Consider the following 20,340-nt stretch of genomic DNA (forward strand, 5'->3'; position numbering starts at 1 on the left):
GAAAATATCGGTTTGTCTAATGTTTGCGTGTAAAAAAAGGCAAACAGTAGGAAGTCTGTTTGCCTTTGCTTCTTTCTCGTATTATGCACTTTACGTAAGTACTAACGTTGTCTACTAACTGTTAAAAATTAACCGTTAAGTTTTGCTTTTCTACGTAAGCCAAAACATGCAACAAATGCCAGCATTAACCAACCGAATGAACCAGAAGACTTTTTCTTCTCTTCAGCTGGGAATGTACAACTACCGTCATCTTTGTTTGCTGTTGAATCAAAGTTAGTCGCTGTGCTATCAGTACAACCTAACTCAATACCGTCAGAATTTACTGTTAACATAAAGCTAGTTGTTGCTTTGTCAGTTGCCACATCAATATCAGCAACAGTAACCGTTACCTCTGATTTTCCGTGATAATTGGCTTTTGGAGTTACCGTTAAGGTTGCTCCTGATGCTGTTTCAACTGATGTAAAGCTTGCAATTGCCTCGCCCGATACAGATACAGAGTTGGCAGTATTTAGGTCATCGATAAAAGTAACATTGATGTCAAAATCAGTATTCTCATCAGTGCTCATGTCATTTATATCAACTAAGGTAATGTTGCTGTTAATGGCAATTGTTTTACTCATATTAATGTCAGCCATGCCTTCAATGCTAGATACCGCAGAGAATTCAAGCTCACGACCAGAGAAGTCGTTTGTAACATCAAAGTTTAAAGTGACACTAAATTGTGAAGACTCAGGGCCAACATAGTCATAACAAACAATTAAGTCATCTTTAATGACTTCATCTAAGTTATTCAATGCAAATTGTTCGCCTTTATAGCCTGTTAATGGGCCGTAAGCATCAAATTTGTCAGAGTAGCCTTTAATGCCGATTGAACCACGACCATCCGTGCTACCAAAGTCGATATTGTCGTACGCCATGATTAATTCGAACTCGCCATCATTATGACGAACATTTGCATTAATCAGTACTTCAAAGTCAAAGCTGTTGTCGCGACGATCCCAAAGTGTTTTACCTGCTGCCCAGTCTTGACCAGCATATGCATAATCACTGGCGTTATCCCATTCGATAATCGCCCAACCATCACCAGTAAAGCCCATTGAAACACCAGAGTTCCATGATAATTCAGTATTAAATGATTCTCTATTGGTTAGTGGGTTACCTGCACGCCATAGTGGCGCAACAATTTCGTCTGGGAAACCGTCAAATGGTAATGGGAAGTAAAAATCCCAGAACATTGGACGTTGGTCAAACATGATTGCACCGTTACCGCCAATTTTTAATACATCAGGTGCAAGGCTTTCTTTGTTGTTATATAAGTGGAATGAATCTGCATGACCACCGAACAGAACAGATGTTTCAAATACGTTAGTATTCGCCCATCTAAAGCCAACATTGGTGTTGTTACCATTTTCATCCAAACCACCAAATAGCGGGTTAATACCAAAATCGCTCATGTTAATGTAGCCACCTGGATTCGGGTTGCCAACATCAGGAGCCATACACATTTCGTTAGTTGCGTTAGTGGTAATATTATAATGAGGAACAACGGCACCAGTATCAGGTTGTGTACCAGAAATAGTTAGGATGTTACCTTCAACACTAAGTGTTGCGGCATCAGCATTAGACTTCGCCAAATCGCTATCTGTTAGTACTACACCTTCAGGCAATGTTGTTGTAATAGTGAAATCACGGTCAGCACCTGAGTTGTTAGCTAGAACATTGAAACTTACAGCAATGTTATCTCCGGCTTTACCTGCGCTTTGGTTACTGCTCATACTAACATCGTTAACACCACGTGTTAGCTTAAAGCCGATAGTACCTAAGTTACCTGCATTTGCAGCTGACGTACCAACATCAACAGCAGTGTAGTAGATATCACCTTCGGACATAGCCATATTCCAGTTAACATCTAAGTCAACGGTATCAGTGCCATCGCTTGCCGGTAATTCAGCGGCCATGTTACTTGCTACATCGTTGGAAATTACGGCAGTTGCTAAGGTGAATGTTTCTGGGATTAATGGAAATTCACCGTATTGGTTATTTGGGTTATGAAGAATAGCCCAATATGTTCCTGGCTCAGGATCATTTAAGTTACAGAAATTATCGTGACTTGGAGAGTTTGACAAACATAGAATTTCCGTTGCCGGCTCAATTTTGCCATCGCCGTCATAGTCTTTACCCATGTATAGTCTAACATTACCTTGTTCGAAGGTACCTTTTGCTTCAGACTCCGTAAGGCCTAGTGTTTCAATAACTAAACGCTTGGTATTTGCAGGAACCTCAATGAGTTTGGTGAATGTTGCGTCTTCATCAATGGCAAACTCTGTTATGTCTTCAGGATCAGGAGTGTTGATCATCCAAGGTGGAGTAATATCATCATCTTTATGCAAAACGACATTTTCAACTTCTGCTTTAACCGGAGCATAAACTCGACCTACAGGATTATCAGCTTTTGGTACGCGAATACCACTGACACGATAAGCGCTATCATCACGATGGGCAGTTGCCGCAACACGTGTTGGTAATTCACCTGCATCGTAGCTAAACGCCATCGGCCAGCGTGAATCAGGAATATTGTCATCGTCGGCTGTTAATACTAATGCTGAATGAAGCTCACCTTCGCCATTACCCCAAATGCCCTGTGCAGCAGCTATCGAAGCTTTAACGACTATTGTTTGAGTTTCACCAGCTTTCAATGTGAAAGTTGATGGCGAAGCTTCAATAGTAATACCTTGTTCATCCGTTTGGATGTTCATGTCAAACGCCCAACTACGAACGGCTTCATTTGAAACTGTCCATGTGCCGTCACGTGTTGCTTTTACGGTTCTTACCCAAGAGCACTCAGGTGAACAGCTAAAATCAACAAGGTTTGGCATGTTCAGTTTATGTGGCGTACCGCCATTGTATGGATCAGCTGCTTTAAAGTTCTCTGCGGTTTCATCCATGATTAAACCAGCTTGTACGGCATTAGCAACATTAATGCGGCCAGCGCCAGCGCGATAAATTTCAGCTTTACCTACTACGTCATTCTCATCGTTTAAACGGTGATACTGAACAACATTGTCTGCTGTCATGGCTAATGCAGACTGTACTTCTGCTGCGGTCCAAGTTGGGTTTGCTTGACGAATTAATGCCATTGAACCTGCTACATGTGGTGATGCCATTGATGTACCGCTAATAGCAATATAATCAGTACCAAATGAATTAGTTAGATATGGATTTTCATCAGAATAAGCGGCATAAACATCAACCCCTGGTGCTGCTAATGTTGGTGCTAATGTTTCGATATTGCGATATGAAGGACCGCGTGAAGAGAAATCAGCTAACCAGTCACCATTTTCTTCGTCTATTCTACGCTCGACAACAGTCGGCTTAATGGTAATTTGATGGCCCATTTCATCGTATGAATCAATCCAATCAGCAATGCCGTCAGTATTGTCAGGATGTTGCCAGCCAAAATCTTTACCGTGAAATTGCTCACTAGTAAAGTGAACCGAAGGAATAACATAACTATCAGCTACTGTACCTTGTGTTGGGTCAGCATTGAATAAGATAAAACCATCAGCACCACCAGCTTGAACATTTTCTGCTTTTGCTGTTCTCGCGTTAGCGGCGGCGTCCGTTGGGTAGTGGCGTTGACATACAACGATGACATTCGTTGAACCGTCAGCGGCTCCTGGAATTGCCGTACCATCTTTAAAGAAGTCAAAAGTGCCGGCAGGGTAGCTATTAACACAGTAACCATTCCAGTCTTTTGAGCCACTGCTATCTTCATAGTCTTTCGCCCAAACCACAACACCGCTTAATTCAGTAGTATTGATTGAACCACCTAGTACAGGGTGATCAATGCCAGGAGGAACTTCACTACCTAAAGCAGGATCAATAAAGCCGTTGTATTCTACAGATGTTTCAATGGCAATTTCACGATCGTGCGTAGTTGCTGCAACTTGTGCCAACCAAGGTGAGGAGTTATCAACACCACCCATACACTCTTGACTACCACATGATTGGCCACCATTGCCGGCAGCAGCAGCTACGTTAATACCGGCTTCACGAGCAGATAAAAACGCTAGCTGTACATCGTCAGCCCAAACGTTTTTGTCTTGGCCACCGATAGAAAAGTTAATTACATCAACACCATCAGTAATAGCATCTTCGATACTTGAAACTAAGGCTTCACCCGGACAGCCTTGCTTATTTTCATCATTGTTACCAACACATACTTGGTAAGCTATGATGTTTGCATGAGGGGCTACACCAGAAATAACGGGAAATAAATCTGCTTTGACTAGGTCACCATCAGCTTTACCGTCAGCATCGGCGATTTGCGTTTTAACAAAGTCAACGTCGTTTAATACATTACCTGCAGCCGTTGATGCTGTGTGAGAACCATGGCCTTGATAATCTTCACCAATAGCTGGCCAATCAGCTCGAAAGCCTTTATGAATATCGGTTACAGACTGATAGGTACGAATACCGATGAGTTTATCATTACAGCTAATAAACTCTTTAAGCTCATCATCAGCACAATTGCCTACATAGTTGCCTGTACCCCAAGGGTTAACGTGATTGTAACCGTCGTCACCAATATCAGCAAATGATGGGTGATCGCTGTTTACGCCGGTATCGATTACAGCGATGATTTGACCTTCGCCTTTATATTTCATTTGGTCAACGGTTGCTGCGCCAGTCCAAACTTGATCTGCCCCTATTTGTATTGGCCCTTGATCTGATAGTAAATCATAAAATTTTGAACGTTGAACATTAACAACATTGCCCATGCTAGCAACTTCTTTGGCTTGTTCTTGCGTCATGGTCATTGAAAAACCATTGAGTGCTTTAGTGTATTGTTCTCGAACTTTATTGCTACCCGTAACTTTTTGTACTTCGCTGATTACATTGCGTTGTGTCGCTAGCAGTTGTTGTTCATATTTTTGAGCGGCACTAACGCTTGTTTTCCCATTGCTATATAGCTTGTTTATGCCCTTAGTTTGCATTTCTTGTGCAATAGCTGAGCTCTTATCATTGGCAACAATGGCAACGGGCTGGTCAACTAAGCGAACAATATAGGTATGTTCGCCAGTAATACCTTCTTCTTCAACAAACTTACCGTATTGTCTATTGATATGTACATTAAGACCTTCATTTCGCATCATATTTTTCTGCGATGATAATGCTGCTTGTTGGCGTTGTTTAATTTGTTCAGCAGTGACTTTAACCGGCTGTAATTTTTGTGCGGCCGAAAGCGGCGTTGCGGCGTAAGCTGCACCTGCACTATATGCAGCGACACTAATAGCTAAGGCTATTTTTTTTAGTTTCATTTTACTCTCTCTCGTTTTCTTTGCGTTTAAATACACAATTCGCCAGAAAGTAACGCACATATTTATTGCTGAAAATGTACAAGTTTGTACCATTTAAAAATTTATCTTCTGTGCATATTTATTAAATTATTGACAAAAACTAACGTAAAGGCAGATAACTTGGGAGGGGCAATAAAAGTCTGACCAGTAATACACTAGCTATAGTTGCATTTGTACAAAAGTGTAGCATTTGTACAAAATTGTAACGCTTTGTAGTGGTGGATTATATCAATGAGTAATTTTAAGTTGTTGAAATTGTGGTGTTTATTTTGGTGGTGTTAGCGAGAGGGAGAATTTTCACCGTATTGTGTAACTATATTGATTTGTAATTAATTATACGTATTGCTACATTGACGGCATCATAATTCTGCTGGTAAATCAGAGAATTTTTTAATTTGTTGTAAATAATTATCATGAAGTGTATCGCATTTTTGTATTTTTTATTCGCTTTGTTGGCAACAGCAAGTACACATGCGAATAATGCTGTTAATACATCCCAATTAGTTGAGGCTAACAAGTGGCAGTTAGGGCTCACTTTAGGCTATGGGCAATTGCGTCAGCCTGTTGCTAAACAGGAAAATATTAAACTATTTGTTATTCCTGACATTCGTTATTATGGCGAAAAATTTTCTGTTGAAAACTTAAATATTTCATACGCACTAATGCAACAACCAAATTTAGTTGTTGAGTTAGTTGGTAAACAAAATTTTGATGGTATTTATTTCCCTGGCGACCATCGAGATGCTTTTGCCGCGGTGGCTGCAAGTGGCACCTTTATTAGACAACCTATGTTTAATAGTAAAGATTTACAACAGGCAATTGATGCTGAAGAAGTTTTACCTCAACACAGATCAATGTCGTATATGGCGGGTGCTGAATTTCGTCGTTACGGAAATTTAGATTTTTTTGTTTCAGCATTATTTGATATTAGTAATGTTCATAATGGCTATGAAATTGATTTTAGCGTGCGTTTTCAGCAAGAGTTTTCATCAATATCGAGTGATATAGAAATTGGTTATATTCATAAAAGCGACAAAATGAGTAACTACTATTACGGTGTTGATCACGCAAAGTTTGAACAAAATAATCATAGTTTAAGTAGTAGCAACAATTTTTACCTACAGTACACAACAGCCTATCCAATTGCTGAACATTGGTTTGCATTAGCAGTTGTGAAAAAACAATGGCTAGATTCAGATATTAGACGCAGTCCTGTTATTGAACGGTCAAATATATTGTCATATTTTGTTGGCATTAAGTATATGTATTAGTGCCATGAGATTTATTATTCAATCACTTACTTTTATCATCTTACTTTGGTCGATTACGACCAAGGCGAGTGATGCGATTGTGATTGAATCATTTGAAATAAAGCCCAGTATTTGTATTGTGGCTAGAGATAATAATTGCCAGCAAAAAATTCATTTTCAATGGCGATTGAGCCAAGCAGGTGCAAGTTGTTTGTACCGTGTTAAGGAAAGTAAGCCACTTTATTGCAGCGAAATGCAACAAAACACCTCAATTGTGTTGGCGATGACCGTTGATAAAAATAATGAATTTGTTTTGCGCGTATCTAACCACTTAGCTGCAGAAGCTCGACAACAACTAATTGTAAGAGAGTTAGGTCGAGATGTACGGCAATCACGTCGCCATTTATGGAGTGTATTTTAATGCAAGCGTTAATGAATGAAAGTACATTTAGTGAACGGAAAACAAAAATTTTACTTATTGAAGATGATCAGCGTTTAGCCCAGTCAATTACCATTTTTTTTACCTCGCAAGGATTTGATGTTAAACACTTTATTAATGATGAATGTTTGAACTCACTGATCGAACATGAACAAATTGACATTATTATTTGCGATATTATGTTACCTGGTAATGATGGCTTTCGTATATTAAAGAAAATACGCGCTTTTTATCACGGCCCTTATATATTTCTTAGTGCATTAAACGACTTAAAGAATCAGCTAAAAGGTTTTGAGCTCGGCGCAGACGATTATATTTGTAAGCCTGTTGATCCTCAGTTATTACTCGCAAAAGTCAAAGCATGTTTGCAACGCTCAGTTAATGTAGAACAACAAGATGTTTTAACTATTGGAAACCTTACCATTGATAAAAACAATCGCTGGGCACGTTTTCAGCAGCAAGAAATTTTATTGTCACGACATGAGTTTGATTTACTTTGGTTATTGGCAGTGAATTATGGTAAGCAAATTACGCGAGAGTATTTATTTGTTAAAACCTTAAAACGTTCTTACGATGGCCTTGACCGAACCATTGATGGTCGCGTAAGTCGCTTACGTAAAAAACTATTAAGCTATGAAGGCTTATCGTGTCGAATTAACACTATGTGGGGCCAAGGCTACATGCTGACGGTCAACGAGTAAGCCTTTGTTTAAAGCGTTTATTAAACACTACTTATTGATTGTAATAGGTATTGTCTCAAGTATTTTACTTGCTGATTATTGGTATAATAATAGTCAAAAAGCGGTAACAATAACACCTCTTGAGTTAACCGATACTTTACCACTCATTCAAGCATATTGTCGTAGTGAAAACTGTCGCGAGCAAACAATCCCGTTTGCATTACCTGCCATGTTAGTTGATAAAACACGGATAATGTTTCCTCCCGCGCAAACACAACTGCTTGATAACGGCAAAACAGTTTCTGTCGCAGATGCACAAGGTGGTAATTATTATTATATCTATTATGACAATAGTGCATATCTTCAATTGGGCCCCATAGTTACACCAACGCCAGAAACCAACCACTTATATACCAGTACATTTTATATTTTATTAGCGGCGGCACTATTTTTAGGGCTTTATCCATTATTTCGTGATATGGCCAAACTTAACGATGTTGTACGTAAATTTGAAGCTCAACAAGAATTGAAAGCTAATGACTTTCCCGACTCTTCTTACTTTCAGCAAATTTTTCTGACAATAAGGGGAATGCTAGAAAAAATAGGACGGCTTGTCGCTTTGCAGAAAGAACTTTCTGACACGCTTTCACACGAAGTGAGAACTAGCCTTTCTAGTGCTAAGTTTACCTTGTCAGCAATGACAGGTGAGAGCTATGAACAAATGAAGCCATTACTTGATGGTGATATCTCGGACATAGAGCGTTTAGTTCAGGAATATTTAAGTTTTTCAAAGCAAGAACAGCAATGCCCGTCGCTTTTGTTAAAGGCTCAGTCGCCGGTGGCAATTGTAGAAGAATATATGGCAAAGCTGCTGCGATTTTCTGATAAGAAAATTAACTTTATCAATAATAGCCAAAGCATGGCCTTAATTGATGAACGTTACTTTTCTAGGGTCATAAAAAACTTGATTGATAATGCGCTAAAGCATGCGCGCTATGAAGTTATTATTACCTTATTTGATGACGACGAACGTTTAGTTTTCCAAATTGAAGATGATGGACATGGTTTACAAAGTGAAAAATTTGAAGATCTGTTTTTGGCATTTAACCGAGAAAAAGATGATTTAACTGGCTATGGCTTAGGTCTTGCGATAGCTAAAAAAGTTGTTGACTGGCATCAAGGTGAAATTATTGCCATGAATAGCAAAGTCCTCTCTGGGGCAATGTTTATTGTTAAATTACCTACCGCGGAAGATGAACAACAAGTTGTAAGCCAGCAAATTACTGAGTTTAATTAGTTTAATGGGGTAAAATTAGTGCTTGATGGCGATAAGTGATGGGAAAAACTTGTTTCAGAAAGTGTGCTAGAATCTGCGCATTTATTGCATGCCACCTATTGACGAATTTATGAGTGTTTCACCTTTCGGTTTTACTGCCTTTACAGCTGATGTTTCTGGTTTTCCCATTCCGCAACAGTTTACCTTTCCATTTTACTATCAGCCGAATCAACTAGCGCGCATTGCATGTAATGAATTAATGGCAAAGCTTTCAAGTCATAGCGCTTGGCAACAAATTTGTGGTTTATCAGCTAGTAGCAATATTCATGATAATATGACTACGGTTGGTAAAATGTTTGGGGTGTTGGTGGTTAAAAATGCTCAGCAGCAACTGGGTTATTTAATGGCTTATTCAGGCCAACTTGATACTGTTCCTCATGGTATTGCTTTTGTACCTGCAATTTCAGATATGCAAATACATGATGAGCAATTTCTTGCCGAGAAAAGTGCCATTAATGCGCTTAACGATGATATTAACGCGATAGAAAAAAGTGCTGAATTTGCGCAATTGCAAAGCCAATTGGTAACAGCAAAGGCATCATATCAACAGGAGCTTTTAGCTCAGCAAGCGGTAATGGTTGAAGGTCGAAAACAACGAAAGTTAAAACGTAAGGAAGCAGAGAAGCGATTATCTGCAGAAAAATTAAGCGCACTGCATGCCGAGTTAGCCGGGCAGAGTATTGAACAGAAAAAAACTTTACAAGCATTAAAGGTTAAATGGTCAGAAAATATAGCAGCCTTTGAAGCCAGGTTAACTGTTATAACAGATAAAATTTTAGCACTGAAAAAGCAGCGAAAATCACGTTCTAAACACTTACAAAAGAAGCTTTTTAGCCAATATAAATTTCTAAATGCTAAGCAAGAAATTAAAGATCTTAATAAGGTTTTTGCGGAATTGCCCGATCGCACACCTCCAGCTGGCTCTGGCGACTGTGCCGCACCTAAGTTGTTACAATATGCCTATCAGAGCAAGCTACAACCAATCGCTATGGCGGAATTTTGGTGGGGAGCAGCACCTAAATCAGCCATCCGACATCATGGTCAATTTTATCCATCATGTTATAGCAAATGCCAACCAATACTTGGCCATATGTTACAAGGCTTGAATGTTGAAGCGAATCCATTACTCATTAACCCAGCACAAGGCAAAGATTTAAGTGTTGTTTATCAAGATGATGACATACTTGTGATTAACAAACCGGCTGAATTTTTATCTGTGCCAGGAAAGAATATTGAAGATTCAGTATATTTAAGAATTAAGAATCAGTTTCCACATGCCAGCGGTCCGTTAATTGTCCATCGCCTAGATATGTCGACTTCAGGTTTGTTAGCCATAGCGTTAAATAAACGTGCTCATAAAGCATTGCAAAAGCAATTTATTGAACGTAGCGTTAAAAAACGCTATGTCGCTATGTTAAATAAGTGCTTGCCTGAAGATAGCGGCGTTATTGACTTACCATTACGCTTAGATCTCGATGATAAACCACGACAATTGGTATGTTTCGAGCATGGGAAAAAAGCGCTAACCCATTGGCAGGTTGTGGCGCGTAATGATGAAAGTACATTAGTACACCTTTATCCTGTTACTGGCCGTACGCACCAATTGAGGGTGCACTGTGCGCATCCGCAGGGGTTACAAGCCCCAATTGTTGGTGATGACCATTATGGTGTTAAGGCAAATCGCTTACATTTACATGCAGAGTATTTAGCGTTTAAACATCCTATTACCAAAGAAGATATGGCGTTTGAGGTTGCTGCAGACTTTGCGTTTAAAGCTAAGCCTGCATAAATACTTGGCGAACATCATTCTCTTAGCAATAAAGAAGCGAAAAATTCGCCGCGGAGTTACAATTTTCTGCCTAAACGTTTTTCTATTTGTTTTCGCTCCCAGTCAGCACCAAAAAGACTAAATACTTCAAAAACACTAAATCCGTGAGATATTACGCCTATTCCCCAACCTAATGCAGCCCACCAAGCCCAATAATAATCAGGGCTGGTTATAAAGTTGATAATAAATAGACCTGTTATAACAACTAGGTAATTTACAAGGTGGCCATAAAATCCCTTAATATCTTTAACATGTTCAATAATCTGGCTTTCTTCTTTGCTTATGTTGTCAGCGGTGCTCATGTTTTCCTCCGGTAATAACTCTTCTAGTGTAACTTCAAAAACGGCGGCGAGAGCTTTTAAAGATTCTAAACCTGCTTTTTGGCCTCTTTCAATTCGCTGTATGGTTCTAATATTTAAACCACTCAATTGCGCTAATTGTTCCTGAGACCATGCACGTTTAAGTCTTAGTTTTCTCACTATCATTTCTAATTCCTTTTTACTATTCGAGATTTACTATCTATTAAAAATATCGCTGACACTACGACTTGTATCCGACAAAAATGCGACAGTGCTTAAAAATCAACATCTTACAAACCTAATAAATATAAAGTATTTAATAGATGAATGATTAGAATGTTACCTTATCAAGTAATGTTGCAGCTTCGTCAAAGTCATATACTTCTATTTTTGTCATAACATTATTTAAGGTTTTGCTAACTTGATGCTGCTCTGTCATGGCAATTAACGCTTGAATGGTGTCAATTGCGACAACATCATAATTTTCAATTTCTACTCTCAATTGTGCTAAGTACTGCTTGCAGATTGTTGGATCAAATGCTGATTTTTTGTGACTTCTGGCTTTAAGCTGTACTAATGATTGTTGAATTTTTTCCAGCTCTAGTTGCGCCAGTTCTAGGTCTTCTTGAACGGTCGCCTCATCAATTGCTGAACTTTCAATTTTGCCAGCTAATCGACTGAGTTCTATTGCACCTATATTACTGGCGACGCCCTTTAAGGTGTGAGCTAAGAACTCTATGTTTGCGTAGTCATTTTTTGCTAAAGCGTTCGCCATCGGCTCTACTGCGTTTTCGTAGTTATCTTTAAACTTCAATAGTAACCGATGATAAAGCGCATGGTTGTGCTGAGTAATAGCTAAACCTGCTTGCGTGTCAATACCAGCTAACTCGGGAATACTAATATTATTAGCATTGCCGGTATTCGTTTTGGTAGGTAGAGCATTTCGGTCGCTAGGCGTTACCCATTGCGCTAGCTTTGTAAATAATTCACCGGTATTTATTGGTTTGCCGATATGTTCATTCATACCTGAGCGAAGTGCTCTTTCTCTATCACCAGCCATGACATTGGCGGTCATGGCAATAATAGGTAAGTCAGTAAAGCGTGCATCTCGTCTTAATTCTCGCGTTGCAGTGTAGCCATCTTTTACTGGCATTTGACAGTCCATGAGTACACCATCAACGGATTCATTATCGAGAAAATCTATGGCTTCTTGGCCGTTATTGGCGATATGAACATTTATTTGGTGGTGGCTGAGGAGTTCAACGGCAAGTTCTTGGTTAATGGCGTTGTCTTCTACCAGTAAGATTTTTGCACCTTTAAGTGCATCGATAGCAGCCTGCTCTTCTAGTGGCATAGTTTTATGCTTAATTGTTCTAAGGTTTTCTTGTCCTAAAGTAATCAGCAAACTATCTAGTAAATTTGATGAAGTAATAGGCTTGCAGGTGACATAATAATTTTTATTTTGCTTAAGTGCTTGTGCAGGTATCTCTCGTCGATTTGGCAATATATGTAAAATTGGTAAAGTTGGACAGGCATCTCTGATTGAATGAATATCAGTGTAGTTCTCTTCTTCACTACATTTTGATAAGTCAAAAATTAACGCATCAAAATGATGAGTTTGTTGACTAAGTTCCGGTAATGCGTGGCTAACTGAGGCGTAATTTTCAACCACAAACCCAAATGATTTTAGAATGCGCTGCAGTATTGATTTATAAGTATCGTTGTCTTCTATTAAAGCTAGTTTAAGCCCTTGAATTGACGATAAGTGCGGCTTGTTTTCTCTAATTTGTTCTATGGTTTGGGTTTGATAACTAATAGTAAAATGAAATTGGCTACCAGCATTTTCTTCACTTTCTACCCAAATTTCTCCGCCGAGTAACTCGATAAGTCGTTTACAAATGGCTAGCCCTAGGCCCGTGCCGCCGTACTTTCTTGTTGTTGATGCATCAGCTTGATTAAATGATTGGAAAAGTTTTTCCTGCTGCTCAGCTGTCATACCAATACCAGTATCACAAATGGAGAATTTTAATGTCACCTTGTCGTCATGTTTACTGGTACAAGAAATATGAACTTTAATTTCGCCATGGTCGGTAAACTTGGCGGCATTACTGCCTAAATTAGTTAATATTTGCCCAAGACGTAATGGGTCACCTATAAGGTCGATAGGTACATTTTGCTCAACATCGAAAATAAGCTCGGTGCTTTTTTCGGTGAGTTTATCAATTAATAAATTGCTTAGGTTATCGAGGATATCGTCAAGGCAAAATGGTATCGATTCAATATCCAGCTTATCTGCTTCAATTTTTGAGAAGTCTAAAATGTCGTTGATGATGCCAAGTAAAGATTCTGCGGCGCGGTTAACTTTAAAAATATAGTTTTCTTGCTGTGGGGATAGTTGTGTTTTTAGCGCTAATGACGACATTCCTATAATAGCATTCATGGGGGTGCGAATTTCATGAGACATATTCGCTAAGAAGTTGGATTTAGCTTTAGCAGCATCTTCGGCTAGTGATTTTGCATGGGCTAGTGCTTGTTCAGCCATTTTTTGCTCACTAATATCAACAAAAGTTCCCAGTAAACCACCCGTGCTACCATCTGCTTTTTCAAAGCCTTTTACCCAATACATGGTGGTGTGCTCTAAACCATCGCCATACACTAAAGGTAATTCTTTTTTCACCATACCTAATGATGCGATAACCTCTAGGTCTTCTCGTTGATAGGCCTGTCGGTCAGCAAGTGGCAAGTACTCTAGGTCTAATACCGTTTTACCTATTATATCTTCTCTTTTAACGTTAAAAGTTTGCTCGTAAGCGGTATTAACATTGATAAACTTAGTATCTGGATTTTTAACAAAAATAGGGTAAGGGATTGTGTCTGCCAGCGCCCGTTGGAATAAAATTTGTTCTGCTAATGCCGCATCATTTAGTTTGCGTTCGGTAATATCTCTGACAATAGCAACAATAAAGCGGTCGTTGTGAATATCGAGCGATTTCACAGTAACTTCTGCTGAGAACTCGCTATTGTCCTTTCGCTTGCCGGTAAGTTCTAGTAATTGCTTTTGAGGCTCTTCTTGGTGTATCAAGTGCTCAAATACATGTGAGCTGGCTTCTTCTGGTAATAGGCGTTCTATTTTTTGACCGATAAGCTCTGACTTCTCATAGCCGAACATAGATAATACTTGTGAGTTTACTAGGCTGTGTTCGCGATGTTTATCTATCAGCAATATTGCATCAGGTGCTGACTCCATTAGCGCGGTAAATTGTGCTTTTGCTGCGTTTTGTTGCGTAACGTCAATTAAGGTTAAGCGAACTTCACTGAGTTGCTCGTTTTCATCGTAAACCGGCAGTGCTGAAAGCATAGTATCGATTGTTTGAGAGTCACTAATTTTAACGGGAATTTCGCATTCCAATAAATGCGACTTAGTACGAAAAATTTTATGAACATAGTGCTCTGGAGCAACAAATTCTTGCCAGTTTAATGATATAAATATTTCCCTTGGACGTTTAAATAAGTGAGCAAACGCACAATTATGTTTAATAAATTCCCCGTTAGCGTTCAGTGTTGCATAGGCAACGGGAGCATGTTCGTAAAGCTCCCACATGGCACGCTCACGTTGCTGTAGCTCTTGTGTGCGTTGCTCAACAATTTTTTCTAGCTCTTCTTTTGAGCGGCGCATGTATTTTGTTGAACGTTGTCCGACAGTGACCGTGAAGATGTTAGAAGTTAAGGTCAGCAACAAGGTAACAAAAGAAATTAGCATGAGTTTATTTCTAAGTGAACTTACACCATGCATTGCCTCAGCAACGTCTATTTCAGTTGCGATACCAAACCCTAACTTGTTGTCCCATACCCAAGCACCATATACATTGATGCCACGATAATCGTTGTAACCAATAACATTGGAGGAGACTTTATTGTTGTTCAATACATTTTGGCTATTTGGGCGTACGTTATTAATTAAATCATTAGCCATAAATGTGAATGGCAGTTGTTTAATATCAATATTGCTGCTGTTTGACTGAGTTATATCGACCTTAGGTGCTTTTAGTGAAATAAGTTTTTCATTTTCAGTTAAGTTTTTAAAATACTCTATTGATGAAAGGTCCGCTTCAAAGCGACTTTTAGACAGCATTTCTCCTAGCGTATTGACTAAATAGCTTTCACCAGAGGCACCGATTCTGCCTTGTTGAAGAATATTTGAAATATGACCACTGGCTTGCACACGCAAGGTGAGTGCGGCGATAACCTTGTCTTCACGGTCTTTTATCGGGGTTACGATAAACATACTGTATTGGTCTATCGGGTTACGTGTATTCCCAAAGGTTAAACTGACATCCGACTTTATTGGAGAAACAAAATGGGTTTCTCCTGCGAATACTCGCGGTAATATATCAGGTTGCTGTTTGGCGATTAAATTGATTTGCCCTAAGTTTTCATTGCGACTAGAACCAATATTAATGTAGTCCTGATTAATGATAAAAAAACCTTGGCCATCAACACTACTTTGACGGAAATATTCACGAATATTTTGAAGTGGAGTTGAGATTAAAAGCGACGCTTTTAATGTTGGCTGCAATAATAGTTTTTGAGTTAAATTGACGACCTCGTCATCATGGCTGATCTGTTTTAATAAATTTTCTTGATCCATTACCCAGTCATTTAAACGTGATTTTGTTGCGCTAACAACAAACTCTAAGTTCTTTTTCATACTGGTTTGAGTGCTTTCTTCATTATCTTGTAGGGTTAAATAAATCACCGTAAATATAATGGCAATATTGAGAATAGAAATGGAGTGAACAATCACTGGGAATTTTCGTGAAGCCATAAAAACTGCAAGTCGTTTTGCTGTGATTAATTTAGGCAATAATAGGGTGCAAGAAATTAATAGTAATGAAATAACCACCATTATGATGATTAATGAAATGCTTTTATCATGATTCAATCGTTTAGGTGCAAATTGAGCTAAGGCATCTTCGAGTAATATAGTTGTTGGTAAAACAGGTGACGCTATCATGCCAAGTTGATAGTAGGTTTCGGTAATTTTTTCCATCCTAGTTCGAGCAATAGAGCCGATAGGTATGAACTTGGCTAAGATAACTTTACTGATTTCATCAGCTTCAAATTCTAGATGTGCACGGGTTTTATTCTGGCTGTTATATTTTTGCTCAATCAACGAGATAATTTCTTGCTTATTGTTTAACGCATATTGCCAACCTTTTATTGTTGCTTGTCGAATTGCCTGTACACGATGCGGGTGATTTTTAACTTCTTCTTCGCTGGTAAAAAGGTTATCCCCATAGAAATCTATGCCGTAATCGCGTGGATCTATGATAAATATCTCAATATTTTCTTGGGCAAACTTAAAGGGCTCGTCGGTACGATAAATAAGCATAGCATCACTTTTGCCATTAATTAACGACGAAAAATCATAGCTTTGCTCTTGCCAAGAAAAGCCCGATGTATCAGGTTGCGCCTGTTTAAGCATGGCGATAATTGAGGCATAGTTTTCACTACTTGAGTCAACCATAATACGTTTGCCAATTAAATCAAATGGCGTGGTAATATTTGAAGAACGTAAGGTGGCCAGTGTTGATGGTGAGTGCTGAAATATTTGTGCCACAATAACCACAGGTTTGCCGTTATTTTTTGCCACAATTAAACTAGAGTTATTAACGCCGTATGTTGCGCTGCCTTCTACGACATAGTCTTCTATAGCGCGTTTACCATTAAACTCTTTTAATTCTACTTCTAGGCCGAGTTCCTGATAATAACCCTGCTCAATAGCGGCATAATAACCAGCAAATTGAAATTGGTGGGTCCAATTCAGCTGAATCGATACTTTTTCTAATTCACTGGCAAAATTTGATGGGCTAAGGCAGATGAAAAGAGTAGATAATAAACCTAGAATGCAGGTGCGCAAATGGCAAAAACTTAGCATATGTTTTCCGTATTTGTTGTTGGCTCTTCAGAAAACTGCGCTTTAATTTCGAGTATTTCATCTAAGTTATTTATAAAATATTCAACCAGTTGGGGGTCGAAGTGTTTTCCTGATTCACTTTTAATTAGTGCTATTGCTCGTTCTATGGTCCATGCCGGTTTGTATGGGCGCTTAGATGTTAAGGCGTCAAATACATCTGCGATAGCAATTATTCTACCTTCCAGTGGAATAGCTTCTGCTTTGAGGCCATTAGGGTAGCCAGTACCGTCCCATTTCTCATGATGGGTCATGGCAACAGTTTTTGCGGTTTCTAGAAGTAATGAGGGGTTTTCTTCATCAAGAATTTCGGCACCAAAAGCAGCATGTTCCTTCATAATCAACCATTCTTCTTCGTTTAGCTTGCCTGATTTTTTAAGAATGTGATCAGGTACGCCAATTTTACCAATATCATGCATAGGTGCTGCGTTCATTAGTAAGTCAGCGGTTTCGCTTTCCATGCCGCAAGCAAGGGCAAGAATACGAGCATATTTACTCATACGTTGGACATGATTACCGGTTTCATTATCTTTAAACTCAGCCGCGCGGCCAAGTTTTTGGATAATGTTATAACGAGTGTTAATTAGCTCTTGGGTTTGCATTTTTACTTTTTGATAGAGCTCACGTTTTTGATCACTTAATGCTAAATGTGTTTTTACCCGTTGCATGACGATGGCAGGGTTTACCGGTTTTGCTATATAGTCAACTGCACCTAAACTAAGTCCACGCGCCTCATCTTCAACAGATATTTTGGCGGTAATAAAAATAATAGGAATGTCACGGGTGGCAATATCGAGCTTTAATCGCTTACAGGTTTCGTAGCCATCGATACCTGGCATCATAATATCTAATAGAATTAAGTCAGGACGCGGTTGAATATTGGCTATTTTTATGGCCATTTCACCATCGCGTGCCACCTTCAACTGGTAACTTGGTTTTAATATACCAACCAAAACATCAATGTTTTCAGGTGCATCGTCAACAACTAATATTGTAACGCTATCTCTCATGCCAAGTTCCATTGTGAGAATATAAATAATCTATAATTAAAACATAGCAGTAACTATCTTTTCAGACAATAATTTCCCAACAATTTCTAGATAGTTTTTTAGTTGTTGTTTTGAAGCTAAATCACCGGCGATTTTGTCATTTGCATTATGTGTTTTGTCGATTTGACCATTGTTCAATAATGCGAGCTAATTCCGCTACACCATCAGTTAATGCCGCAGGACCAGGCTGTAAAATGTCGGTAGAGTTTACTTCATGTATATCATCATTTTTAATTGCTGGAATGTCTTGCCAACCATCTCGTGATGTCACTTTTTCTTTATCGAATTTTCTACCACACCATGAGGCAATATAAATATCGGGCTGTTTGGCAATAACATCACTAGCGTCTGCAACAATGCGATTTTTTGCTAAAGACTGTTTAGCAAATTCTTGATAGCAATCGATACCACCCGCAATTTCAATTAGTTCACTTACCCAGCCGATACCAGTAATAATGGGATCAAACCATTCTTCAAAATAAACTTTAGGACGAACAGGTAATTTAGCGGCTTGTTGTTGTATGTTGGTCAAGTTACTTTGTAATTCAGTAACCAGCTTTTCACCTTTCTCCGACTTACCAATTAAGCTAGATAGTGTGCGGATCATTTGTAGGGATTCGCTAATACTTCGGTGATTAAAGCAGTGTACATTAATGCCTTCTTTTATTAGGTCAGCAACGATATCAGCCTGCATATCAGAAAAAGCTAAAACTAAATCAGGTTTTAACGCCAATATTTTCTCAGTTCTAGCGGTAATGTAAGCACTTACTTTGGTTTTTTCTCTACGCGCTCGTTCAGGGCGCATGGTATAGGCTGATATCCCAATAATACGATGATCTTCTTCCATCAAATAGAGCGCTTCGGTCGTTTCTTCTGTTAAACAGATAATACGTTCAGGCCATTTAGGTTGTAGAGTTTGGTTCATGTACTTTCCTTGGGATAAATAATGCTTTTAGTGTGCTTGTTTTAACATTATCCACTCTTAAGAGACAATGCTTTATTCTTTATTCACAAGGTAGGGGAGATAACCTTAAACAAAATATTTAACTTGTTAATGTTACTTACTTATTTGTTACACTGCCCTAGAAGTTATCAGTAGAATTAGGAATAAAACTTGTCAGAATTTAATGTTTATTTACTGCGCCATGGTAAACTGGTACAAAAAGGTATTCTGTGTGGGCGAACGGATATCGCACTTTCTGATCTTGGTAAACAGCAATTAATTGCAGCGACAAATAAGCTACCTACTATTTCACATTGCTTTAGTTCTCCGCTAAAACGTTGTCGAGATTTTGCCGAACAGTTCAGTCAAAAAAATGGACTCACGCTGCAAGTATCTGAACAGTTACAAGAAATGAATTTTGGCGACTGGGATGGAGCACGCTACCAAACATTATGGCAAACCTCACCGACATTGGGGGAATTTTGGCAAAACCCTTGGCAATGCTTACCACCGAATGGCGAATCTATGACAAGCTTTACTGAGCGTGTTAATGACTTCTGGCAAAATTTAATTTCGCAGTTAAGCCAAGCTAATATTGATAAATGTGACTCATCAAATATCTTAGTATTTAGTCATGGTGGGGTTATTCGATACTTGCTGGCAAAAGTATTAGGGCTTGCTATTCCCGGTACTCATCATATGACTAATATTGATGTGCCTTATGGCGCGCTTATTCATATTCAAATTTTCATTGATAGTGACGGTAAGGCTTGGTGTAAATTAATGTTGTAAATTAGTTTTAATAAATGACGATAATTTTAGCCCTTTAGTATGAAGGCAATAGCCAGGTTTTAGGCAATAATCTGATTTAAAACATTTTTATGTTTTTCTGACATAATTGAGATAAAAATAAACCTTGCTATTTTCCCCTAGCTGTCGATAATCGCGCCATAAATTTAATAATGTCATATTAATTTTCATTTTTTTATTACCTTAAATGCGTTGTAAATTGAATGAAACTGGGAATGTGGTGAAAGTCCACAACTGTGCCCGCAACTGTAAACAGAGCGATATATTAACCACTAAGTTTTGCGCAAAAATAACTTGGGAAGGGATATATTGAGATGCTGTAAGTCAGGATACCAGAATAATCATAGACATTAATTAGACCGTCGAGCGGGT

The 20,340-nt window shown here is 38.7% G+C and carries 11 protein-coding genes and 1 riboswitch; of the genes, 6 read left to right on the top strand and 5 right to left on the bottom strand.

Going from position 1 to position 20,340, the window contains the following annotated elements; translation table 11 throughout:
* Positions 1-128: 128 nt before the first annotated feature.
* Entirely contained in the window at positions 129-5,321 is a 5,193-nt protein-coding gene (locus AC27HL_RS07045) for a S8 family serine peptidase (RefSeq protein ID WP_487080136.1), read from the bottom strand.
* Positions 5,322-5,773: 452 nt separating this feature from the next.
* On the opposite strand from AC27HL_RS07045, the gene AC27HL_RS07050 reads away from it, so the two are divergent.
* The 5 genes from AC27HL_RS07050 (at position 5,774) to AC27HL_RS07070 (ending at position 10,854) form a co-directional block, all read left to right on the top strand.
* A complete protein-coding gene (locus AC27HL_RS07050; protein WP_487080138.1) occupies positions 5,774-6,631 on the top strand; it encodes a MipA/OmpV family protein in 858 nt (285 codons plus the stop codon).
* 4 nt (positions 6,632-6,635) lie between these two features.
* Positions 6,636-7,031, top strand: coding sequence for a DUF3019 domain-containing protein (locus tag AC27HL_RS07055; RefSeq protein WP_487080139.1), 396 nt, complete (start codon positions 6,636-6,638; stop codon positions 7,029-7,031).
* Positions 7,031-7,750, top strand: coding sequence for a response regulator transcription factor (locus AC27HL_RS07060; protein ID WP_487080141.1), 720 nt, complete (start codon positions 7,031-7,033; stop codon positions 7,748-7,750). Before AC27HL_RS07055 ends, AC27HL_RS07060 begins: the two co-directional genes overlap by 1 nt.
* A 4-nt stretch (positions 7,751-7,754) precedes the next feature.
* On the top strand, positions 7,755-9,026 hold the full coding sequence (locus AC27HL_RS07065) for a sensor histidine kinase (RefSeq protein ID WP_487080143.1): 1,272 nt from the start codon (positions 7,755-7,757) through the stop codon (positions 9,024-9,026).
* Between the two features lie 109 nt (positions 9,027-9,135).
* Positions 9,136-10,854 carry an RluA family pseudouridine synthase gene (locus AC27HL_RS07070; protein WP_487080145.1) on the top strand — a complete coding sequence of 573 codons (1,719 nt, stop codon included), beginning with the start codon at positions 9,136-9,138 and terminating at the stop codon, positions 10,852-10,854.
* A gap of 56 nt (positions 10,855-10,910) precedes the next feature.
* Here the strand turns inward: AC27HL_RS07070 and AC27HL_RS07075 are convergent, their stop codons facing one another.
* The 4 genes from AC27HL_RS07075 to AC27HL_RS07090 all read right to left on the bottom strand — a co-directional run bounded on the left by AC27HL_RS07075 (position 10,911) and on the right by AC27HL_RS07090 (position 19,140).
* Complete coding sequence (locus tag AC27HL_RS07075) at positions 10,911-11,378, bottom strand: 2TM domain-containing protein (protein ID WP_487080147.1); 468 nt, start codon at positions 11,376-11,378, stop codon at positions 10,911-10,913.
* A gap of 145 nt (positions 11,379-11,523) precedes the next feature.
* The gene (locus AC27HL_RS07080) at positions 11,524-17,130 is read right to left on the bottom strand and encodes an ABC transporter substrate-binding protein (RefSeq protein ID WP_487080148.1); all 5,607 of its coding nucleotides are present in this window, start codon (positions 17,128-17,130) and stop codon (positions 11,524-11,526) included.
* Positions 17,124-18,176, bottom strand: coding sequence for an HD domain-containing phosphohydrolase (locus AC27HL_RS07085; RefSeq protein ID WP_487080149.1), 1,053 nt, complete (start codon positions 18,174-18,176; stop codon positions 17,124-17,126). Before AC27HL_RS07085 ends, AC27HL_RS07080 begins: the two co-directional genes overlap by 7 nt.
* A 145-nt stretch (positions 18,177-18,321) precedes the next feature.
* Positions 18,322-19,140 (bottom strand): cobalamin-binding protein, encoded by an 819-nt coding sequence (locus AC27HL_RS07090; protein ID WP_487080151.1) that lies wholly within the window; start codon positions 19,138-19,140, stop codon positions 18,322-18,324.
* A 189-nt stretch (positions 19,141-19,329) separates the two neighbouring features.
* On the opposite strand from AC27HL_RS07090, the gene AC27HL_RS07095 reads away from it, so the two are divergent.
* Positions 19,330-19,950, top strand: a complete 621-nt coding sequence (locus AC27HL_RS07095) for a histidine phosphatase family protein (RefSeq protein ID WP_487080153.1) — start codon at positions 19,330-19,332, stop codon at positions 19,948-19,950.
* Positions 19,951-20,130: 180 nt separating this feature from the next.
* A riboswitch (cobalamin riboswitch) is annotated at positions 20,131-20,321 on the top strand.
* The last annotated feature ends 19 nt before the right edge of the window (positions 20,322-20,340 follow it).

The sequence above is a fragment of the Colwellia aquaemaris genome, assembly GCF_057548755.1.

Coding starts and splice junctions, on each gene's coding strand:
- AC27HL_RS07080 (WP_487080148.1), bottom strand. CDS start 17,130: ATGCTAAGTTTTTGCCATTTGCGCACCTGCATTCTAGGTTTATTATCT.
- AC27HL_RS07075 (WP_487080147.1), bottom strand. CDS start 11,378: ATGATAGTGAGAAAACTAAGACTTAAACGTGCATGGTCTCAGGAACAA.
- AC27HL_RS07085 (WP_487080149.1), bottom strand. CDS start 18,176: ATGAGAGATAGCGTTACAATATTAGTTGTTGACGATGCACCTGAAAAC.
- AC27HL_RS07050 (WP_487080138.1), top strand. CDS start 5,774: ATGAAGTGTATCGCATTTTTGTATTTTTTATTCGCTTTGTTGGCAACA.
- AC27HL_RS07045 (WP_487080136.1), bottom strand. CDS start 5,321: ATGAAACTAAAAAAAATAGCCTTAGCTATTAGTGTCGCTGCATATAGT.
- AC27HL_RS07090 (WP_487080151.1), bottom strand. CDS start 19,140: ATGAACCAAACTCTACAACCTAAATGGCCTGAACGTATTATCTGTTTA.
- AC27HL_RS07055 (WP_487080139.1), top strand. CDS start 6,636: ATGAGATTTATTATTCAATCACTTACTTTTATCATCTTACTTTGGTCG.
- AC27HL_RS07060 (WP_487080141.1), top strand. CDS start 7,031: ATGCAAGCGTTAATGAATGAAAGTACATTTAGTGAACGGAAAACAAAA.
- AC27HL_RS07070 (WP_487080145.1), top strand. CDS start 9,136: ATGAGTGTTTCACCTTTCGGTTTTACTGCCTTTACAGCTGATGTTTCT.